Source organism: Pantoea phytobeneficialis, assembly GCF_009728735.1.
GTDB classification, from domain to species: domain Bacteria; phylum Pseudomonadota; class Gammaproteobacteria; order Enterobacterales; family Enterobacteriaceae; genus Pantoea; species Pantoea phytobeneficialis.
Window position 1 is genome coordinate 535,256 of the sequence record NZ_CP024636.1, and the last position, 20,338, is coordinate 555,593.

Annotated in this window: 24 protein-coding genes; 11 read left to right on the forward strand and 13 right to left on the reverse strand. The window is 52.5% G+C overall.

Annotated elements, in window-relative coordinates:
- The first annotated feature begins 748 nt into the window (after nt 1–748).
- Together arcB and mtgA are read left to right on the forward strand one after the other, a co-directional pair.
- Nucleotides 749–3,082, forward strand: coding sequence for an aerobic respiration two-component sensor histidine kinase ArcB (gene arcB, locus CTZ24_RS02355; RefSeq protein ID WP_208724689.1), 2,334 nt, complete (start codon nt 749–751; stop codon nt 3,080–3,082).
- An 896-nt stretch (nt 3,083–3,978) separates the two neighbouring features.
- Nucleotides 3,979–4,701, forward strand: coding sequence for a monofunctional biosynthetic peptidoglycan transglycosylase (mtgA, locus tag CTZ24_RS02360; RefSeq protein WP_208724690.1), 723 nt, complete (start codon nt 3,979–3,981; stop codon nt 4,699–4,701).
- Nucleotides 4,702–4,706: 5 nt separating this feature from the next.
- Here mtgA and npr read toward each other — a convergent pair whose 3' ends face one another.
- From npr to CTZ24_RS02415, 11 genes are all read right to left on the reverse strand, one after another.
- Nucleotides 4,707–4,979 carry a PTS phosphocarrier protein NPr gene (npr, locus tag CTZ24_RS02365; protein ID WP_013507653.1) on the reverse strand — a complete coding sequence of 91 codons (273 nt, stop codon included), beginning with the start codon at nt 4,977–4,979 and terminating at the stop codon, nt 4,707–4,709.
- Nucleotides 4,976–5,830 (reverse strand): RNase adapter RapZ, encoded by an 855-nt coding sequence (gene rapZ / locus CTZ24_RS02370; protein ID WP_013507654.1) that lies wholly within the window; start codon nt 5,828–5,830, stop codon nt 4,976–4,978. The genes npr and rapZ overlap by 4 nt, the downstream gene beginning before the upstream one ends.
- 52 nt (nt 5,831–5,882) lie before the next feature.
- Nucleotides 5,883–6,365 carry a PTS IIA-like nitrogen regulatory protein PtsN gene (gene ptsN, locus CTZ24_RS02375; RefSeq protein WP_200864665.1) on the reverse strand — a complete coding sequence of 161 codons (483 nt, stop codon included), beginning with the start codon at nt 6,363–6,365 and terminating at the stop codon, nt 5,883–5,885.
- A gap of 174 nt (nt 6,366–6,539) precedes the next feature.
- Nucleotides 6,540–6,827: a ribosome hibernation promoting factor gene (gene hpf / locus CTZ24_RS02380; protein WP_013507656.1), complete on the reverse strand. Its 288-nt coding sequence runs from the start codon at nt 6,825–6,827 to the stop codon at nt 6,540–6,542.
- 21 nt (nt 6,828–6,848) lie between these two features.
- Nucleotides 6,849–8,282 carry an RNA polymerase factor sigma-54 gene (gene rpoN / locus CTZ24_RS02385; protein WP_021184239.1) on the reverse strand — a complete coding sequence of 478 codons (1,434 nt, stop codon included), beginning with the start codon at nt 8,280–8,282 and terminating at the stop codon, nt 6,849–6,851.
- Between the two features lie 48 nt (nt 8,283–8,330).
- Nucleotides 8,331–9,056, reverse strand: coding sequence for an LPS export ABC transporter ATP-binding protein (gene lptB / locus CTZ24_RS02390; RefSeq protein ID WP_021184240.1), 726 nt, complete (start codon nt 9,054–9,056; stop codon nt 8,331–8,333).
- 5 nt (nt 9,057–9,061) lie between these two features.
- Nucleotides 9,062–9,616, reverse strand: coding sequence for a lipopolysaccharide ABC transporter substrate-binding protein LptA (gene lptA, locus CTZ24_RS02395; protein ID WP_036626375.1), 555 nt, complete (start codon nt 9,614–9,616; stop codon nt 9,062–9,064).
- A complete protein-coding gene (gene lptC / locus CTZ24_RS02400; protein WP_021184242.1) occupies nt 9,585–10,163 on the reverse strand; it encodes an LPS export ABC transporter periplasmic protein LptC in 579 nt (192 codons plus the stop codon). Before lptC ends, lptA begins: the two co-directional genes overlap by 32 nt.
- Nucleotides 10,160–10,726 (reverse strand): 3-deoxy-manno-octulosonate-8-phosphatase KdsC, encoded by a 567-nt coding sequence (kdsC, locus tag CTZ24_RS02405; protein WP_021184243.1) that lies wholly within the window; start codon nt 10,724–10,726, stop codon nt 10,160–10,162. Before kdsC ends, lptC begins: the two co-directional genes overlap by 4 nt.
- 13 nt (nt 10,727–10,739) lie before the next feature.
- Nucleotides 10,740–11,720, reverse strand: a complete 981-nt coding sequence (gene kdsD / locus CTZ24_RS02410) for an arabinose-5-phosphate isomerase KdsD (RefSeq protein ID WP_021184244.1) — start codon at nt 11,718–11,720, stop codon at nt 10,740–10,742.
- 16 nt (nt 11,721–11,736) lie between these two features.
- Nucleotides 11,737–12,717, reverse strand: a complete 981-nt coding sequence (locus CTZ24_RS02415) for a calcium/sodium antiporter (RefSeq protein WP_021184245.1) — start codon at nt 12,715–12,717, stop codon at nt 11,737–11,739.
- Between the two features lie 226 nt (nt 12,718–12,943).
- On the opposite strand from CTZ24_RS02415, the gene mlaF reads away from it, so the two are divergent.
- From mlaF to murA, 7 genes are all read left to right on the forward strand, one after another.
- Nucleotides 12,944–13,759, forward strand: a complete 816-nt coding sequence (gene mlaF, locus CTZ24_RS02420) for a phospholipid ABC transporter ATP-binding protein MlaF (RefSeq protein ID WP_021184246.1) — start codon at nt 12,944–12,946, stop codon at nt 13,757–13,759.
- A 4-nt stretch (nt 13,760–13,763) separates the two neighbouring features.
- The gene (gene mlaE, locus CTZ24_RS02425; protein WP_021184247.1) at nt 13,764–14,546 is read left to right on the forward strand and encodes a lipid asymmetry maintenance ABC transporter permease subunit MlaE; all 783 of its coding nucleotides are present in this window, start codon (nt 13,764–13,766) and stop codon (nt 14,544–14,546) included.
- Nucleotides 14,547–14,550: 4 nt separating this feature from the next.
- Nucleotides 14,551–15,078, forward strand: coding sequence for an outer membrane lipid asymmetry maintenance protein MlaD (mlaD, locus tag CTZ24_RS02430; protein ID WP_208724691.1), 528 nt, complete (start codon nt 14,551–14,553; stop codon nt 15,076–15,078).
- A 19-nt stretch (nt 15,079–15,097) separates the two neighbouring features.
- The gene (gene mlaC, locus CTZ24_RS02435; RefSeq protein ID WP_208724692.1) at nt 15,098–15,730 is read left to right on the forward strand and encodes a phospholipid-binding protein MlaC; all 633 of its coding nucleotides are present in this window, start codon (nt 15,098–15,100) and stop codon (nt 15,728–15,730) included.
- Nucleotides 15,730–16,035, forward strand: coding sequence for a lipid asymmetry maintenance protein MlaB (gene mlaB / locus CTZ24_RS02440; protein ID WP_021184250.1), 306 nt, complete (start codon nt 15,730–15,732; stop codon nt 16,033–16,035). Before mlaC ends, mlaB begins: the two co-directional genes overlap by 1 nt.
- A 115-nt stretch (nt 16,036–16,150) precedes the next feature.
- Complete coding sequence (gene ibaG, locus CTZ24_RS02445; RefSeq protein WP_021184251.1) at nt 16,151–16,408, forward strand: BolA family iron metabolism protein IbaG; 258 nt, start codon at nt 16,151–16,153, stop codon at nt 16,406–16,408.
- 54 nt (nt 16,409–16,462) lie between these two features.
- Nucleotides 16,463–17,722: a UDP-N-acetylglucosamine 1-carboxyvinyltransferase gene (gene murA / locus CTZ24_RS02450; RefSeq protein ID WP_036626380.1), complete on the forward strand. Its 1,260-nt coding sequence runs from the start codon at nt 16,463–16,465 to the stop codon at nt 17,720–17,722.
- 57 nt (nt 17,723–17,779) lie between these two features.
- Here the strand turns inward: murA and CTZ24_RS02455 are convergent, their stop codons facing one another.
- Nucleotides 17,780–18,091 (reverse strand): helix-turn-helix domain-containing protein, encoded by a 312-nt coding sequence (locus CTZ24_RS02455; protein WP_208724693.1) that lies wholly within the window; start codon nt 18,089–18,091, stop codon nt 17,780–17,782.
- Nucleotides 18,092–18,324: 233 nt separating this feature from the next.
- Nucleotides 18,325–19,296, reverse strand: a complete 972-nt coding sequence (ispB, locus tag CTZ24_RS02460) for an octaprenyl diphosphate synthase (protein ID WP_013507672.1) — start codon at nt 19,294–19,296, stop codon at nt 18,325–18,327.
- Between the two features lie 255 nt (nt 19,297–19,551).
- Here ispB and rplU point away from each other — a divergent pair, with 255 nt between their 5' ends.
- Nucleotides 19,552–19,863: a 50S ribosomal protein L21 gene (gene rplU, locus CTZ24_RS02465; RefSeq protein ID WP_013507673.1), complete on the forward strand. Its 312-nt coding sequence runs from the start codon at nt 19,552–19,554 to the stop codon at nt 19,861–19,863.
- A gap of 15 nt (nt 19,864–19,878) precedes the next feature.
- A complete protein-coding gene (gene rpmA, locus CTZ24_RS02470; RefSeq protein ID WP_006121751.1) occupies nt 19,879–20,136 on the forward strand; it encodes a 50S ribosomal protein L27 in 258 nt (85 codons plus the stop codon).
- Nucleotides 20,137–20,338 lie beyond the last annotated feature (202 nt).

Consider the following 20,338-nt stretch of genomic DNA (forward strand, 5'->3'; position numbering starts at 1 on the left):
CGTCCTTGATGAGCTGCTCTTTAATCCGGGTCTCTTAACTGGAGATAACTTGCATCTAGAGGGAGTCTTCTTGCTGCATAGATATGCCGAGACACTGGCCCGACAGGAAAGCATCCAGCGGAATTCCAACTTATCGGGAAAGCGTACTCAGGTCAAATAGCCAGCTTTATTGAGGGTAATATGCTTTTTTGTCGCTTAACTTGATGATTTTTATTATTAATTTGGTGAAAAAGTTGACGATGTACCCCCGCGTAATCCCGCAGGAAGTGTGAGCCGTCTCACTGTGGTGCAGCCATCAAATCTCTGCACCATGCTGGGGAAGGAAATGTTTTCAGCATAAAATGCTGTTTGGACCACTTCGTGCACAGGATGTATCTGTTTTTCTTATGGCGTCATATTTGAATCAGACCAGGGGTCGTCATTAGTAAAATTAATCATCAGAGGCGTGCTTAAAACAGCGCTTAAGTTGAATGGATATGCAAAAAGTAACAGCAACCATCGGACGATATGGCTGCCAGGGTATTGATTCGCACGAGGTGCTGAGAAATGGGCCGCAAAAGCGCGGCCCTCCAGATTATTCAGTTGGCGGAATTAGTCAAGCGCTTTCAGCATAATGGCGGGAACGTCGGCGAAATAGTCCGGCAATGCACCATAACGGGGCATAACCTCAGCGATTGGGTAAGGGCAACCAGCGCGGAGCGCGGATAATTGCGCTATCATGAGCCAGATTTCGTTCAGGGAGCGGGTAATGAAACAGATTCGTCTTTTAGCGCAGTACTACGTTGATTTAATGGTCAAACTGGGACTGGTACGCTTTTCGCTACTGTTGGCTTCGGCACTGGTGGTGCTGGCGATGGTGGTCCAGATGGCCGTCACTATGGTCCTGCGCGGTCATGTTGAGAGCATTGATGTGGTGCGTTCGGTGTTCTTTGGTCTGCTGATTACCCCCTGGGCGGTCTATTTCCTCTCGGTAGTGGTTGATCAACTGGAAGAGTCGCGTCAGCGTCTCTCCCGCCTGGTGGATAAGCTGGAAGAGATGCGCACGCGCGATCTTGAGCTGAATCAGCAGATGAAAGAAACCATTACCCAGCTCAATCAGGAGATTGCCGACCGTATTAAAGCCGAACAGGCGCGTGAGCAGGTGATGGATAAGCTGCGCGAAGAGATGGCTCGGCGTGAGCAGGCGCAGATTGAGCTGGAGCAGCAATCCTCCTTTCTGCGATCATTCCTTGATGCGTCACCGGACCTGGTGTTCTACCGCAATATCGACAAGCAATTCTCCGGGTGTAACCGGGCGATGGAACTGCTGACCGGATTGAGTGAGAAACAGCTCATTGGCCTGACGCCGCGCGATATTTACGACGAAGATGCCGCAACCAAGGTGCTGGAAACGGATGAAAAAGTATTCCGGCACAATGTCTCCCTGACTTACGAACAGTGGCTGCAATATCCCGATGGGCGTAAAGCCTGTTTCGAAATCCGTAAAGTGCCTTATTACGACCGCGTTGGGAAACGCAGTGGTCTGATGGGCTTTGGACGTGATATTACCGAGCGTAAGCGCTATCAGGACGCGCTGGAGAACGCCAGCCGTGAGAAAACCACCTTTATCTCAACTATCAGCCACGAGCTGCGTACGCCGCTTAACGGCATTGTTGGCCTGAGCCGCATTCTGTTGGATACCGACCTCAATCAGGAGCAGTTGAAGTACCTGAAAACCATTCACGTCTCCGCCATCACCCTGGGCAACATCTTTAATGATGTGATTGAGGTGGACAAAATCGAGCGACGTAAAGTGCAACTCGATAACCAACCGCTCGACTTTACCGGCTTCCTGGCGGACCTGGAAAACCTCTCTGGTCTGCTGGCACAGCCGAAAGGGCTAAAGTTTGTCATGTCGCCTGAACTGCCGCTGCCCCATAAAATTTCGGCGGATGGCACCCGACTGCGGCAGATCCTGTGGAATTTGATTGGTAACGCGGTGAAATTTACCCAGCAGGGCGAGATCGTGGTGCGCGTTGCCTATCACCAGGATGAGACGCTGCATTTTGAGGTGGAAGACTCCGGCATGGGGATCCCACAAGAGGAACAGGACAAAATCTTCGCCATGTATTATCAGGTGAAAGATCAGCATGGTGGTAAACCCGCCACGGGCACGGGGATTGGACTGGCAGTATCACGTCGTCTGGCACAGGCGATGGGCGGCGATATCACGGTACGTAGCGTTCAGGGGCAGGGTTCCTGCTTCACCGTCGAGATAAAGGCACCACGGGTCGCGGAAGAGGTTGAGGACGACAATCTGGACGATGCGATGCCACTGCCGGCGTTGCATGTCCTGTTGGTTGAGGATATTGAACTGAACGTGATTGTGGCGCGTTCGGTGCTGGAGAAGCTCGGTTGTAGCGTGGAGGTGGCGATGACCGGCACCGCCGCGCTGGAGATGTTCGACCCGCAGGAGTTTGATTTGGTGCTGCTGGATATCCAGTTACCGGATATGACCGGCCTTGATGTGTCGCGTGCCATTCATCAGCGACACGCCGGAGAGATGCTGCCACCGTTAGTGGCTCTGACCGCCAACGTGCTGAAAGATAAAAAAGAGTATCTGGATGCCGGTATGGATGATGTGCTGAGCAAACCACTGGCCGTCCCTGCACTGACCGCGATGATTAAAAAGTTCTGGGATTATCAGACGGAAACCGACACCCCGATGGCTGAACCGTCAGAAGAGAAAAACCGGACGCTGCTGGATGTGCCCATGCTGGAACAGTATATCGAGCTGGTGGGGCCTGGGTTGATTACGCAAAGCCTGACGATGTTTGAAAAGATGATGCCAGGCTATCTCGACGTGCTTGACTCGAACATGATGGCGCGCGACCAGAAAGGCATTGCCGAAGAGGGTCACAAAATCAAAGGTGCAGCGGGTTCGGTCGGTTTGCTGCATCTGCAAAAGCTGGCCAAACAGATCCAGTCACCCGAATTGCCTGCGTGGTGGGACAACGTTCAGGAGTGGATCGACGAATTAAAACAAGAATGGCAGCATGACGTGAATGTCTTACGTGAATGGGTTGCAGCGCGGGAAAAGTAACAAGGACCAGAAAAAAATGACCCCAGTCGAAACCGGGGTGCGCGAATACTGCGCCAACACCAGGGAAAATGGCGCTGCTGCTATTATTTGAGGTCTATCCTGAGCAACAGCGTGGTATTGGTTAACGCTTCAAAACCACCTTAGCAAATTCGTCACCACTTGTGACAAGATTCATTAAATTGTGTGATGTTGAGCAGCGTTTAAATACAGAAAACATTAATTTGCTGACACAGTCAAGCAAGGAATCAATTTCTTTGACTCATTGCATTAATTTTGACCAGTCGTTCTGTTTTTGGTCGGGTTTTAACTCGCTGAAGTGACGTAAAAACCCGGCAAGTGCGACGAAAGTCGCCTGGTCAGGAAAAATTCGCTTTTTTTCGTAGTAAATGCATGAAATATGGCATGAAACACGGTTGGTGGCGCGGGTTATCCAAAACGTTTTGGAAACCATCGATAGAAAGTTCCAGATTCAGGTTTTAACGATGGATGTAAACCAAAAAGTAGGCAAATTGCTTAACCATAATTCGAAGATAGCGCAAAGCCCTTGCGGATAATTTACACATTTTTTTCGGAATGCTCTCAATAATCAATGAGAGGGATCAACCACTGTGAAATTTCAATGTTAAGTATCGTGAACCAATTTGCGTGATCTTGATAACATTTAATGAAGTGTCTGTCAGCAACTTTTCCGATGAGTATTTAAGCATGGAACCGATTCCTTCATAGCGGAAGTGCTTGATGTATTTGGCTCTATTAAAGGAACGATGGTTGCGCAGGCAATGAATTTGTTCGATAAATCAACTGGTCAGGCAGCGATTCTTCGTATTCGACTATCATCGAATGCTATGGTGACCTTGGTGATTGATTAATACAGGGAACAGGTAAGAGATAATTTGATGGCTAAGAATAAAGGGAAACTTTGGCAACGTGTAAAAGTGTGGATCGCAAAATTTCTTCTCGCCTGGCTGGGTATTTGGCTGGCAGGGATTTTGCTATTTTCCTTCTTGCCGGTGCCTTTTTCCGCAGTGATGGTTGAACGACAGCTGGGTGCCTGGCTGCACGGCAATTTTGGCTATGTGGCGCATTCGGATTGGGTCAGCATGGATGAGATCTCACCGTGGATGGCGCTGGCGGTCATTGCCTCTGAAGATCAAAAATTTCCAGAACACTGGGGATTTGACGTTGCCGCGATTCAGTCGGTGCTGGATAACGAGGGTGATGAACGGATGCGTGGTGCTTCGACGCTATCGCAACAAACCGCGAAAAACCTGTTTTTGTGGGATGGACGCAGTTGGGTTCGTAAAGGGCTGGAAGCGGGATTGACGGTAGGAATCGAAACGGTCTGGACCAAGCGACGCATTCTTACGGTCTATCTGAATATCGCCGAATTTGGCAACGGTGTGTTTGGGGTAGAAGAGGCATCCCAGCGCTATTTTCATAAACCCGCCAGTCGCCTGACTATGGCAGAAGCGGCGCTGCTGGCGGCGGTATTGCCTAATCCGATCCGTTTTCGCGCCGACGCCCCTTCAGGTTACATCCGTCAGAGACAGCAATGGATTATGCGCCAGATGCGGCAACTGGGTGGGGAAGGTTTCCTTAACCGCTACAAATTGCACTGAAGCGGTTAATCCTCATCAAAACCGGCTTCAAACAATTCAATTACCGCTGCCAGCGCCTGGGTTTCTTCCGGGCCGCTGGCTTCAATCTCAATATGGCCGCCTTTGGCGGAATCCAGCATCAGCAGCGCAATTACGCTGCTGGCTTCCGCTTCCGTTCCTGCTTCATTACGCAGCAGCACTTCTGCGTCGAAACTTTGCACCAGTTCAAACAACTTCATCGCCGGGCGCGCATGCATGCCCAATTTATTACGAATCTCAACGGTTTGCTTCACGGTCATGATTTGCGTTTTTCCAGGGTGCGATGACGGGATTGCACATTTTTACCGCGCGAACGGAAATAGTCGGCCAGTTGTTCGGCGATATAGACCGAACGATGCTTACCACCGGTACAACCGATTGCGACAGTGAGATAGCTACGATTATTGGTTTCCAGCATGGGGAGCCACAATTCAAGGTAGCTGCGTGTCTGATAGATAAAGTTGTGCACTTCAGTATGCCGGTCGAGGAACGCGGCCACCGGGCGATCAAGGCCGGTCATCGGACGCAGTTTTGGGTCCCAGTGTGGGTTAGGCAGAAAACGCACATCAAACACATAATCGGCATCAATCGGAATGCCATGCTTGAAGCCAAAGGATTCAAACACCATCGTTAGCTCGCGTTCGCGTTTACCCAGCAGACGGGTGCGAAGCATTTCAGCCAACTCATGCACCGACATCTCGGAGGTATCAATGATCAGGTCAGCCCGTGAACGCAGTGGTTCAAGCAGGTCGCTCTCCTCATCAATCGCGCTTTCCAGTGACAAATTCTTACTGGAGAGTGGATGCAGGCGGCGTGTGTCGCTGTAGCGACGGATCAGCGTGTTGCGATCGGCGTCGAGGAACAGCAACTGTGGCGAAAACGAGTCCGGCAGGTTGTTAAGCGCGGTTTCGAAAATCTCCGGTGATTCCGGCATATTGCGCACGTCGATACTGACGGCAGCAGAGATGTTGCGTTCGCTTAAGGTATTGGCCAGTTCTGGCAGCAATACCACTGGCAGGTTATCGACACAGTAAAACCCCATGTCCTCAAGCGCACGCAACGCGACTGATTTTCCTGAGCCTGACCGACCGCTAACGATCATCAGCACCATCACATTTCTCCCGTTTTAAACCGGCGCATTGGCCGGTAAAAGTATCTGTCGCTTAAGGGTGGTCTTCCTGCGCTTCTGTGATAATGGCATAGAGTTCTTCATCGCTCTGCGCAGCGCGCAGACGGCGACAGACGGTTTTATCTGCCAGACGTTTTGCCACCAGCGATAATGTATGCAGATGGGTTTTACACTGGTCTGCGGGCACCAGTAGCGCAAACAGCAGGTCCACAGGCTGGTTATCCACCGCATCAAAAGCGATAGGTTGATCGAGGCTAATGAACACGCCTACGGCGCGCAGCGTGTCCTCCTCCAGTTTGCCATGTGGAATGGCAATACCATTGCCAATACCGGTACTGCCCATGCGTTCACGGGTGAGGATCGCTTCGAAAAGCGTCTGGTGAGGCAGATTGAGCTGTTTGGCTGCCAGTTCGCTGATTATTTCCAGCGCACGTTTTTTACTCTGGCAGTGTACGCCGCTGCGGGTGCAGTCCAGCGTAAGGACCGAGCTCAATTCCAGTGTCAGATCGTTGTTCATCATCGTTTCACTTGCGAGTTCACATAGCCGCGAGGATCACCCACTTTACCCCTTATCACGGGAAAAATGCAGTGTCTCCTGTTGGCGCTTGCGCAGATGACAAAACGGGGCGGTCAGCCCGCCCCATTCTGTGCTCTGAGTACCGAACCTATCAGTACTCTGCAAGCGTGAAGGTTAGTGTTTTTTCAGTTTATCTTTATGTTTGGTCAACTGACGGGAAAGCTTGTCGATCAATCCGTCAATCGCCGCGTACATGTCTTCCGCTTCCGATGTCGCGTGCAATTCACCGCCGTTCACATGCAGTGTTGCATCAGCAATCTGCGTTACCTTTTCCACTTTCAGAACAATATAGACCTGATTAATCCGATCAAAATAGTGTTCCAGTTTGGCAAATTTGCTATTTACAAATTCGCGCAGCGGCTCGGTAATCTCTACATTCAGTCCGGTAAGGTTTATTTGCATAGGTCTTCCTTCTCAATACATTCAAACCAGCTGCTTGCGCTGATTCGAGGGCGGGATGGACAAAGACTCGCGATACTTAGCAACCGTACGGCGGGCCACCATGATGCCCTGTTCAGATAACATGGAGGTCAGTTTGCTGTCGCTCAAGGGTTTTGCGGGATTTTCCGCAGAGATCAATTTTTTCACCAACGCACGAATTGCCGTCGAGGAGGCTTCGCCGCCACCTTCGGTATTCACATGACTGGAGAAAAAATATTTCAGTTCAAAGATGCCACGCGGGCTATGCAAGTACTTCTGCGTGGTAACACGGGAAATGGTGGATTCATGCATATCCACGGCCTGGGCGATATCCGCCAGCACCATCGGACGCATGTACTCCTCGCCCTGTTCAAAAAACGCCTGCTGCTGCTCGACAATACAGCGAGTCACTTTCAGCAGCGTGTCGTTACGGCTCTCCAGGCTCTTAATCAGCCATTTGGCTTCCTGTAAATTGCTGCGGATAAACTGGCTGTCGCTGTCATTACGCGCCGCACCGCCCATCGCAGCGTAGTGCTGATTAATTTTGAGACGCGGTACGCTGTCGGCATTTAGCTCAACTGTCCAGCGGGTGCCGACCTTGCGTACCAGTACATCCGGGATGACATACTCAGGCTCGCTGGTGTTGACCGACTGACCTGGGCGCGGATCAAGCGACTGAATCAGCAACATTGCCTCTTTCAGCACATCTTCTTTCAGACGCGTCATGCGCATCAGGCTACGGAAATCGTGATTGGCCAGCAGATCAAGATGATCGCTCACAATCAACCGTGCTTCCGCCAGCATCGGCGTATCGGCGGCATATTGGGACAGCTGCACCAGCAGGCAATCACGCAAATCGCGTGCGCCAACGCCGACCGGATCAAAACGCTGTACGCGTTTCAATACCGCTTCCACTTCTTCCAGCGTCAGTTCTTCATCACCGATGCTGTCGCAAATATCCTGGAGCGTCACGGTGAGATAACCGGTGTCGTCAATGGCATCGACAATCGAAGTCGCAATGGCGCGGTCGGTATCGGTGAACGGTGTCAGCTCAACCTGCCACATCAGATAATCCTGCAACGACTGCGTGGTTTCGCCCTGATAGACCGGCAGCTCATCATCCTGGTAATCGGTACCCGTACCGGAAGGCGTTCCGGCGGTGTAGATTTCATCCCAGGTTGCATCGAGCGGCAGCTCTTCCGGCATGTCCTTCTGTTCCAGCGCCTCGCGGGTGTCGAGGGCTTCGCTTTCCTGATATTCGCGTGCGTCTACTTCTTCATGGAGTTCTGATTGTTCGAGCAATGGGTTGCTTTCCAGCGCCAGTTGTAATTCCTGCTGGAGTTCAAGCGTAGAGAGTTGCAGCAAGCGAATTGCCTGCTGCAACTGGGGTGTCATCGCCAGCTGTTGGCTGAGCCTGAGTTGCAAACCTTGCTTCATAATCCGGATTGAATTTCCTAAGCAAACGTCGGAGGTTCCGACACCTTATCAGAGTCTGAACTCTTCGCCCAAATAAACACGCTTAACCTGCTCATCTGCAAGTATTTCATCGGGTGTGCCGTGAGCAATCAGATGCCCCTGGCTGACGATGTAAGCGCGTTCACAAACGGCAAGGGTTTCGCGTACGTTGTGGTCGGTAATCAGCACACCCAACCCACTGTCGCGCAGATGTTCAATGATCTTCTTGATATCAATGACGGAAATCGGGTCAACACCGGCAAATGGTTCATCCAGCAGGATAAACTTAGGATTGGCAGCCAGCGCGCGGGCAATCTCGACACGACGGCGTTCACCGCCGGAGAGTGCCTGGCCCATGCTGTCACGCAGGTGTTCGATGTGGAACTCTTCCATCAGTTCGTTGGCTCGATCCTGACGCTGCTCTTCGCTGAGATCGTCACGGATCTGCAATACGGCCATCAGGTTGTCGTAAACGCTGAGGCGACGGAAAATCGAGGCTTCCTGCGGCAGATAACCAATGCCGCGACGGGCACGCGCATGCAGCGGCAGAATGCTGATGTCTTCATCATCAATCACAATACGACCGGCATCGCGCGGCACAATTCCGACCACCATGTAGAAGGTGGTGGTTTTACCGGCCCCGTTGGGGCCAAGCAATCCGACAATTTCGCCGGATTTAACTTGCAGGCTAACGTCTTCTACCACGCGGCGGCCTTTGTAGGCTTTCGCCAGGTTTTCAGCGATCAGTGTGGCCATAGAAATTAGTTACTCTTCTTTTGGCTCTGGGATGAACCGTTTTTGTCCTGCAACTGCGACGGCACCAGCACGGTGGTCACGCGTTTGCTCTGGCCCTGACTGTAGGCCTGCATTTTCTGTTCTTTCACCAGATAGGTGATGCGATCGCCTTTGATATTGCTATCCAACTGTTCAATGTAGGCGTTACCCGTCAGCTCAACAAAGTCATTCGCCAGTTCATAGTGCAATTTGGCCGCATGACCCTGTACCGGCTTACCGTTGTCCTGCATCTGATAAAAGGTTGCCGGGTTGCCCCAGGCATCAACGATGGTTTTTTTGCTGTCACCACCCGGGCGAGTGACGACGACTTTGTCGGCGGTGATCTTGATCGATCCCTGAGTCACGATGACGTTGCCGGTAAAGGTAGCGACATTGCCTTGCAGATCCAGCGACTGATTCTCTGAATCGATATTCACGGGTTTGTCAGAATCCCCGGTTAATGCCAGAGCGGGCAAGCTGGTGGCTAACAGGGCGCTGACCAGCAGTAATTTAAGGCTGTTGTTTTTCATTTTGGATTTCATAGGAGGATTTGACCTTTTCAATCAACTGGGCATTTTTCGTCCGTAAGTTGCCGCGCATCTTCATGCCAGTAGAGTTAAAACTGCGGCCATAAAGGGTGACCTGATCGTCTGAGGTAACATCCTGGGTGACGAGATTGACCACCGCATTATCGGTTTTAATGCGTTCCAGCTCCGAATCCTGCGTCAGGGTGTTCACTTCAACGTGGCCGTAAAGATAAAGCATACGATCTTTGGTGAGCTTTGCCTTATCGGCGCGCACAGACCAGGTCGGAATTTTATTCACGTCGTAAGTGGTCATCACCGGATTATCGAACCAGCTCAGTTCATCGGCAGCAAAGTAGGTCACTTTATCCGAAATCAGTTTGTAGGCCAGCGCACCGTCTGGATTGTACACCACGGTGTGAGAAGTCGAACTGGTGTAAGTCGGCTCCTGGTCGTTGGTGGTAACCGGCGCTTTGCTCTCATCCTGGTTGGTAAGATTCCAGCCAATCAGCACCAGAGCGATTAGGGCCAGAATCAGCGTTATCCAACGCCTGCTTTTACTCATACTGATTGCCCTTTGGCATCCTCAAATTTGTTCTGCGCCATTAAGATCAGATCGCAAAGTTCACGTACCGCACCGCGGCCACCGGCAATGCGGGTGACGTAATGCGCGCGCGGCAACAGAATCGGGTGCGCATCGGCGACCGCTACGCTCAGACCCACGCGGGCCATTACCGGCCAGTCGATCAGGTCATCACCGATATACGCCACCTGTTCCGCAGATAATGACAGTTTATCCAGGAGTTCGCGCCAGGCCAAAAGCTTATCCGATTGTCCCTGGTAAAGATGCGTAATGCCGAGGGTTTTGCAGCGATCTTCCATCAGTTTGGCATTGCGGCCGGTAATAATAGCCACTTCAATGCCGGAGGTCAGCAGGCAACGAATGCCATAGCCATCGCGCACGTTGAAAGCTTTCAGTTCTTCGCCGCTGTTGCCCATATAAATCAGGCCGTCTGACATTACGCCGTCCACATCACAAATCAGCAGGCGGATCTGCGCTGCGCGCGCCATCACTTCTGCGCTTACCGGACCATAGCAGGTCTCGATTGCAGCTGTTTCAACACTCATGTTCTTTTCCTGTTCAGACAACGCCAGCGCGCAGCATGTCATGCATATGTACCACACCGAGCAGGCGATCGTCATCGGCCACCAGCAGCGCAGTGATGTTTTTGTTTTGCATCAGATTAAGGGCGTCAACGGCCAGCAGGTTGGGACGTACGCGAATACCGCCGCGTGTCATCACATCTTTGATGCTGGCTGACTGGAAATCGATACCCATATCAAACACCCGACGCAAGTCACCATCGGTAAAGATGCCTTCGATTTTCATCAGGTCATCAACGATCACCGTCAGGCCGAGATTTTTACGCGTGATCTCCAGCAACGCATCACGCAGTGAGGCATCCCGAGAGACATGCGGGATCTCGTCGCCGCTGTGCATGATGTCGCTGACATGCAGCAGCAGTTTACGTCCGAGAGCTCCACCGGGATGGGACAGTGCAAAATCTTCCTGGGTAAAGCCACGCGCTTCCAGCAGCGCGACGGCCAGCGCATCGCCCATCACCAGCGTTGCGGTGGTGCTGGTGGTTGGGGCCAGCCCAAGAGGACAGGCTTCCTGTGGCACTTTGACGCACAGATGCACATCGGCGGCACGTCCCATCGCGCTGTCGGCACGGCTGGTGATACAAATCAGCTGGACTTTCTGTCGCTTAAGAACCGGGATTAGCGCGAGGATTTCGTTGGATTCGCCGCTATTAGAAATGGCCACCACCACATCATCGGTGCTGACCATGCCAAGGTCACCGTGGCTGGCTTCCGCCGGATGAACAAAGAACGCTGGCGTTCCGGTGCTGGCGAACGTGGCGGCGATTTTTTTGCCGATATGTCCGGACTTGCCCATACCCATCACCACCACTTTGCCCCGACAGGCAAAGATCATTTCGCAGGCGCGGGAGAAATCGTCATTGATATATTGATCGAGTTGCTCAAGTCCTTCGCGCTCAATGCGCAGCACCGCTTTGCCCGCCTGTTGAAAGTCAAAATCCAGTCGCTGATGTGACATGCTCAGTCTGTCCTTATTAACTTGGGGTAAACATGGGGCTAAGCCACAGCCAGCACACCCACACGATAAATCCAGCTAACAACAAGGTGCCTGCTGCCCGGCCAATTCGGCGTCGCGGTTGCAGGCACAGCAGGGCGAACAACACGCTAACCCCCAACATGACCCAGTAATCCCGGGCAAACGCGTGGGGATCAATACTGCCCGGATGAATCAGCGCAGGCAGGCCCAGTACGATAGCCAGATTATAAATGTTGGCACCGATCAGGTTGCCGATGGCGATATCGTCCTCGCCTTTCATGGCCCCGGCAATCACAGTCGCCAGCTCTGGCAGGCTGGTACCTACCGAGATCAGCGTCAGGCCCATCACCAGTTCACTCACCCCGAAATAGTCGGCAAAGACCGTCGCGTTATCGATCACCATCCGGGTCGACATAGGCAGGATTAGCAACGCCACAGCAAGCCACAGGAAGGCCACGGTATTACCGGTTTCATCGCGTGGTAGCTCGGCTAATTGTTCGCGCGTCAGGGTGTCATTGTTCTCGCGTTCGGCACGGCGCGCGATGCGGATCACCACCAACAGATAAACCAGCGCAATCAGCAACAAAGCCACACCATCGAGGCGGCTAAGATGATTATCAAACAACATGATGCCGCTCAGCAGTGAGACCAGCAGCATTAACGGGAGTTCGCGACGAATCAGATTGGAGTGGACGGTTAAGGGGTGCAGCAGCGCCGCGCCGCCCAGGATTAGCAAAATATTGGTGATGTTCGAACCCAGAGCTGTGCCTACTGCTAAATCCATCTGCCCATGTTGCGCGGCGGAGAAAGAGACGATCAATTCTGGAAGCGAAGTGCCGATGCTGACCACCGTCATACCGATGATTAATGGCGGGATGCCAAAGGATCGACTGAGGATCGCGGCACTGAAAACTAATCGGTCAGCACCGTAAGCCAGTAAAATCAATCCAATGAACAGCAGGGCAGTGGCTACGAACATGAAAAATCCTTGATGGCCGGGGGTGTCGGCACACCTTGACCGACGGGTAAAAACATTAGCGCATTGAAACAGGCGCTGATTTTGACTGTCTGAGAGGCAAAAGTAAATTTTAAGGCGGTTTTCGCCACACCGGGTGGGTAAGTTTCTGTAAAACTCTCGTGCATTGCGGCCTTACAGGCTACCATCCCCGGACACGATAACGCCCGATCCCCATTAAGAGGTAAAGATGATCCAGCAACAAGCGAATCTGGTTGAGGTTCGTGGCGTGAGCTTTTCGCGCGGAGATCGCACCATCTTCGACGACATATCCTTAACGGTACCGGCGGGCAAAGTTACCGCCATCATGGGGCCGTCAGGTATTGGTAAAACCACATTACTTCGTCTGATTGGTGGCCAGCTGCAACCGGATAAAGGTGAAATCTGGTTTCACGATGAGAACATTCCCTCATTGTCGCGCAGCAGATTGTATGAAGTGCGTAAAAAAATGAGCATGTTGTTCCAGTCGGGGGCACTTTTTACCGATCTTAGCGTCTTTGACAATGTCGCCTGGCCGTTGCGTGAGCATACGCAATTACCGCCGGAGCTGCTGCACAGCACGGTGATGATGAAGCTGGAGGCGGTGGGGCTGCGCGGCGCGGCACAACTCAAACCGGCGGAACTGTCGGGCGGTATGGCACGGCGTGCTGCCCTGGCGCGCGCGATTGCGCTGGAGCCGGATCTGATCATGTTTGATGAACCCTTTGTCGGTCAGGATCCGATCACTATGGGTGTGCTGGTGAAATTGATTGATGAGTTGAACCATTCGCTGGGCGTAACCTGCATTGTGGTTTCGCACGATGTGCCAGAGGTCTTGAGCATTGCGGATCATGCCTATATTGTTGCCGGGCAAAAAGTTATTGCTCAGGGAAGTGCGCCTGAATTGCGACAAAACGCAGATCCACGCGTGCGCCAGTTTATTGAGGGGCATGCGGATGGCCCGGTGCCATTCCGCTTTCCGGCCGGGGATTATCTGGCTGATTTGACCCAAGCAGGGAGAACCTAAACTGATGTTGTTACAGGCGCTGGCGTCACTTGGACGTCAGGGGATAAACACCTGTGCGGCGTTTGGTCGCGCAGGAATGATGTTGTTTCATGCGCTGGTGGGTAAACCGGCGTTTCGCAAACACGCGCCATTGCTGATTAAGCAACTCTACAGCGTGGGCGTCATGTCACTGCTGATCATCATGGTTTCCGGGTTGTTTATCGGTATGGTGCTGGGATTGCAGGGCTATCTGGTTCTCACCACCTACAGCGCGGAAACCAGCCTTGGCATGTTGGTGGCGCTGTCGCTGCTGCGTGAACTTGGCCCGGTGGTCACCGCCTTGCTGTTTGCCGGGCGCGCAGGATCGGCGTTGACGGCGGAAATTGGCCTGATGAAGGCGACTGAGCAGCTCTCCAGCATGGAGATGATGGCAGTCGACCCGCTGCGCCGCGTGGTGTCACCGCGTTTCTGGGCTGGTTTTATCAGCATGCCGCTGCTGGCGTTGATTTTTACGGCTGTGGGGATTGCGGGCGGCGCGTTGGTGGGTGTCAGCTGGAAGGGGATCGATCCAGGGTTCTTCTGGTCCGCGATGCAAAATGCCGTGGATTTCCGTACTGATGTCATCAACTGCATTATCAAAAGCGCAGTCTTCGCCATTACGGTAACCTGGATTGCGCTGTTCAATGGCTATGATGCCATCCCGACCTCGGAAGGGATCAGTCGGGCGACGACGCGTACCGTGGTGCACGCTTCACTGGCGGTACTCGGATTGGATTTTGTGCTGACAGCACTGATGTTTGGGAAATGATGCAATGCAAAGCAAGAAAAACGAAATTTGGGTAGGCGTCTTCATGCTGCTGGCTCTGCTGGCAATGCTGTTTCTCAGCCTGCGTGTTGCTGACCTGAAGTCGCTGGGGACTGAACCTACATGGAAGCTGTATGCCACGTTCGATAATATCGGCGGCCTGAAAGTCAGCTCGCCGGTCAAGATTGGCGGCGTGGTGATTGGTCGAGTGACCGATATCTCTCTGGATGATAAAACCCTGTCGCCGCGCGTGACGATGGCGATCAGCGATCAATACGCTGACAAAATACCGGACACCAGTTCACTGGCGATCCGCACCCAGGGATTACTGGGTGAACAGTTTCTGGCGTTGAATCTGGGCTTTGATGACCCGGATCTCGGATCAGCGATGCTGAAAGATGGCGGTACGCTGCGCGATACCAAATCGGCGCTGGTGCTGGAAGATTTAATTGGCCAGTTCTTGTATAAGAGCGGCGACAATAAAAACGATAATAAACAACAGGGTGCGGAGAGCGCACCCGCAGTAACGGAATAATCCCAAGAGGTACAACACGATGTTAAAACGTTTACTGATGATTGCCATGCTGGCCATCGTTCCCCTGGCCGCTACGGCCGCGGACCAGAGCAATCCCTATAAACTGATGGATGAAGCGGCGGCGAAAACCTTTACTCGCCTGAAAAACGAACAGCCGAAGATCAAGCAGGACCCGAACTACCTGCGCGATATCGTGCGCCAGGAATTGCTGCCGTATGTCCAGATCAAATACGCCGGTGCATTGGTGCTGGGCCGTTACTATCGTGATGCGACTCCTGCGCAGCGTGATGCTTACTTTGCCGCTTTTGGTGATTATCTGGCGCAGGCTTACGGTCAGGCTCTGGCCCTGTATCACGGTCAGACCTACCAAATCCAACCGGAACAGCCGATTGGCGATGCCAATATCCTGGCAATTCGTGTCACGATTATTGATCCTAATGGTCGCCCGCCGGTTCGCCTTGATTTCCAGTGGCGTAAGAACACCCGCACCGGTGACTGGCAAGCCTATGACATGGTGGCTGAAGGCATCAGTATGATCACCACCAAACAGAATGAGTGGGGCGATCTGCTGCGCACCAAAGGTATTGATGGTCTGACCGCGCAGTTGAAAGCCTCAGCAGCGCAGCCTATCTCTCTGGATAAGCAGCAATAATGAGCGAACCATTACGCTGGCAGCGCACTGGCAGCACACTGGCCCTGAGCGGCAAACTGGACCGTGATACGCTTCTTGCCTTGTGGCATCAGCGTGAAACGGCTATGGCAGGCATCGATACCATTGATGTGGCTGCGCTGGATCGTGTTGATTCGGCAGGTCTGGCGTTGTTGGTGCATTTACGTGAAATCGTTCGTGCGCAAGGCAGCACGCCATGCTTTAGCGGTATTACCGAGAAACTCCAGTCACTGATTACGCTTTATAACCTCCAGCAGATAATTGTTTCTGCGGAACAAACCGCCTAATCATTATCCACATCTATAAAGCCCCTGATGCTTTCAGGGGCTTTTGCGTATTTAAGAGTCAGGAACTTTCCTCTAAGATGTCTGGCTTATTCTTATTAACTTGAAGCAAAGAGCGATGGAAAATAGTGAAGTTCAGGCTGTGCTGATGCAGGCGCTGCCGTTAGACGAAGTACATGTCCTCAGCAACGATGGCAGCCACTTTCAGGTGATTGCCGTCGGTGAGATGTTTGGCGAGCTGAGCCGGGTTAAAAAACAGCAGGCGGTTTACGCGCCTCTGATGGAATATATTGCGGATAATCGCATTCATGCGGTTTCTATTAAAACTTATACCCCTGCCGAGTGGGCGCGCGATCGGAAACTTAACGGTTTCTAAGTGCACAAGCCTGCTCAGGCGGGCTTGTTGGGATGGATATTGAGAACCATGTTAATGGACAAATTTCGTGTGCAAGGCCCGACCCGTTTGAGTGGTGAAGTCACCATCTCCGGGGCGAAAAACGCTGCGCTACCTATTCTGTTTGCAGCGCTGTTGGCTGAAGAGCCAGTAGAGATTCAGAATGTGCCGAAACTGCGTGACATCGACACCACCATGAAGCTGCTGAGTCAGCTGGGTGCGAAAGTTGAACGCAATGGTTCGGTACACGTTGATGCGCGCGAAGTTAATGTCTTCTGTGCGCCTTACGATCTGGTTAAAACCATGCGAGCCTCCATTTGGGCGCTGGGGCCGCTGGTTGCGCGCTTTGGTCAGGGACAAGTGTCACTGCCGGGCGGCTGCGCGATTGGTGCACGTCCGGTTGATCTGCACATTACCGGCCTTGAGCAGCTGGGTGCGGAGATCAAACTGGAAGAGGGCTATGTCAAAGCCTCGGTTGATGGTCGTCTGAAAGGCGCGCATATCGTGATGGACAAAGTGAGCGTGGGTGCCACCGTGACCATTATGAGCGCAGCGACCCTGGCGACCGGTACCACTATCATTGAAAACGCCGCGCGTGAACCGGAAATTGTCGATACGGCAAACTTCCTCAACACCCTGGGTGCGAAAATCAGTGGCGCAGGTACTGATAAAATCACCATCGAAGGTGTAGAACGCCTGGGTGGCGGCGTGTATCGCGTACTGCCAGACCGTATCGAAACCGGTACTTTCCTGGTGGCGGCGGCGATCTCGCGTGGCAAAGTGCTGTGCCACAATACCCAGCCTGATACGCTGGATGCCGTACTGGCTAAACTGCGGGATGCCGGTGCGGATATCGAAACCGGTGAAGACTGGATCAGCCTTGATATGCATGGTAAGCGTCCGAAAGCGGTCAATGTTCGCACTGCTCCGCATCCGGGCTTCCCGACTGACATGCAGGCGCAGTTCACGCTGCTTAACCTGGTGGCAGAAGGTACTGGCGTGATCACCGAGACGATCTTCGAAAACCGCTTTATGCACATCCCTGAGCTGATCCGCATGGGTGCGCACGCGGAAATCGAAAGCAACACGGCGATCTGTCATGGCGTTGAAACTCTTTCTGGTGCTCAGGTGATGGCGACTGACTTACGTGCGTCGGCCAGCCTGGTATTGGCAGGTTGCATTGCGGAAGGCACCACGTTGGTTGATCGCATTTACCATATCGATCGTGGTTATGAGCATATCGAAGATAAGCTGAAAGCGATGGGTGCGAATATCGAACGCGTTAGCGGCGAATAACGATCTTATCGGCTTGAAATAAAGAAACCAGTCGCATGATGCGGCTGGTTTTTTTTGTCAGAGATCCGGGCAAGAGGCTTCAGGATCTACAGGCAATTCAGGATCTTTTTCAGCGGGCAGGCGTACTTTGCGATCGCGTAAGCAACGTGTCTTAGGATCATAATACCGGCTCGGCCAGATCTCTGAGGGATGAATATTGAGTGCTCCGGCAATCAACCATTCACCTTTCGGCCAGGGGCGAACGATTGCATTGGCCAGCGTTGATGAGCTCAGACCTGACTGTCGTGACAATTCCGCCATTGTCATCCCCTTTTTTCTCAGGCGGGCGATAATGTCAGCCGAATGCCAGTCTTTTCTCCTTATGCGCATAAACTTCTACTCCTTGTCCATGTTGCCATCTAATCCAACGGGAGAATATGCCTTTCCTTCGCAAAGGTAGCTGGAAAGTTACAGATATTTATAGCAAAAAGATTCCAGAAATTTCCAGTAAGTTTCAAGTAATGATCAATAACTGCGTGATATTTCGCAAAAGTTTTGCAAACGATGTAAAAGGATGGAGCAGAAGTGAGAGCGAGAAGGGGCCAGAAACGGCCCCATAGAGATTAAAAATCGCGTTGGACGGACATATGGGCCAGGGCCTCAAGTGCGCTACGCCACGGCGTTTCCGGCAGGATTTTCAGCGCAGCGATCGCTTTATCAGCCTCTTCTTCCGCGCGTTGGCGCGTCCACGCCAGCGAGCCGCATTGTTGCATCGCTTCCAGCACGGGTTCCAGCAGATGGCGGCCATTACCCTCTTCAATGGCGCGACGAATCATCTGCGCCTGCTCAGGCGTGCCGTGGTGCATGGCATGCAGCAAGGGCAGCGTCGGTTTCCCTTCACTCAGATCATCACCGGTATTTTTGCCCAGCGTCTCACCGTCGGCGCTGTAGTCCAGCAAATCGTCAATTAACTGGAAAGCGGTGCCAATATAGCGACCATAATCCTGGAGCGCTTTTTCTTGTGCCGGGGTGGCTTCAGCGAGAATGGCGGACGCTTGCGAAGCAGCTTCAAACAGACGGGCGGTTTTGCTGTAAATCACCCGCATGTAATTCTCTTCAGTGATATCCGGATCGTTGACGTTCATCAGCTGTAACACTTCGCCCTCGGCGATCACGTTTACCGCTTCAGACATCAGTGCAAGGATCTTCAGGGATCCCATGCTGGTCATCATCTGGAAAGCACGGGTGTAGATAAAATCACCGACCAGCACGCTGGCAGCGTTGCCAAAGGCGGCATTGGCCGTCGCTTTGCCACGACGCATATCGGATTCATCCACCACATCGTCATGCAGCAGCGTGGCGGTGTGGATAAATTCGATCAGCGCCGCATTGGTGATATGTTGCGAACCCTGGTAATTCAGTGCGCGTGCTGACAGCACCGCAATCATCGGGCGAATACGTTTTCCGCCGCCGCTGATGATGTAATAACCCAACTGGTTAATCAGCGAGACATCTGAATTCAGCTGGTCGAGGATGGTCTGGTTGACGGCCGCCATGTCCTGCGCGGTTAATTCATTAATCTGTTCTAAGTTCATTCGTCTGTTCAGCTATGACTCGTTTCTCGGCATGGTAAGCGCTTTTACCCAGCGTGAGTTCAGGTAATCTGTTACTGATTGTACTTGAAAAATCGCCTCGATAAACGTTTGCATTCATCCTGCGCTTTTTTTCTGCAAGAGAGTGCAAAGTGCACTTGTCTTCTGCTGGAGATTTGCGTAGAATTCGCGCCCTATTGTGAATATTTATAGCGCCGCCTGATAAACAAAAAGGCATGCGCAGAAGCGGAGTTTTATATGTACGCGGTTTTCCAAAGTGGTGGTAAACAACACCGAGTAAGCGAAGGTCAGACCGTTCGCCTGGAAAAGCTGGACATCGCAACCGGTGAAACCATCGAGTTCGACCAGGTTCTGATGATTGCAAATGGCGAAGACGTGAAAATCGGCGCGCCACTGGTTTCAGGCGGCGTGATCAAAGCAGAAGTTGTTGCTCATGGTCGTGGCGAGAAAATTAAAATCGTTAAGTTTCGTCGTCGTAAGCACTACCGTAAGCAGCAGGGCCACCGTCAGTGGTTCACTGATGTGAAAATCACTGGCATCAGCGCCTAAGAGGAGATCTGACAAATGGCACATAAAAAGGCTGGTGGCTCGACTCGTAACGGTCGTGACTCCAATGCAAAACGTCTGGGTGTTAAACGTTTCGGTGGTGAATCTGTTCTGGCAGGTAGCATCATCGTTCGTCAGCGTGGTACCAAATTCCACGCTGGTAACAACGTAGGTTGTGGTCGTGACCACACCTTGTTTGCTACCGCAGACGGCAAAGTTAAATTCGAAGTTAAAGGTCCGAACAACCGTAAATACATCAGCATCGTTGCTGAGTAAGGTTGTCGTGACGCAGACGGTTAACGTCTGAACGAACGAATGAAAGGCCCCGCAGCTTTGCGGGGCTTTTTACATTCTGCTGCGGAGCGCGCGTAAGCCTGCATCCTGACGCAGATTGCTGTACAATTTATGTACACAAGGCATTGCCCATCCTGTATTATCCGCCGCCGGTCAGCGCAGAAGACCCTGGCGGACCCGTTCG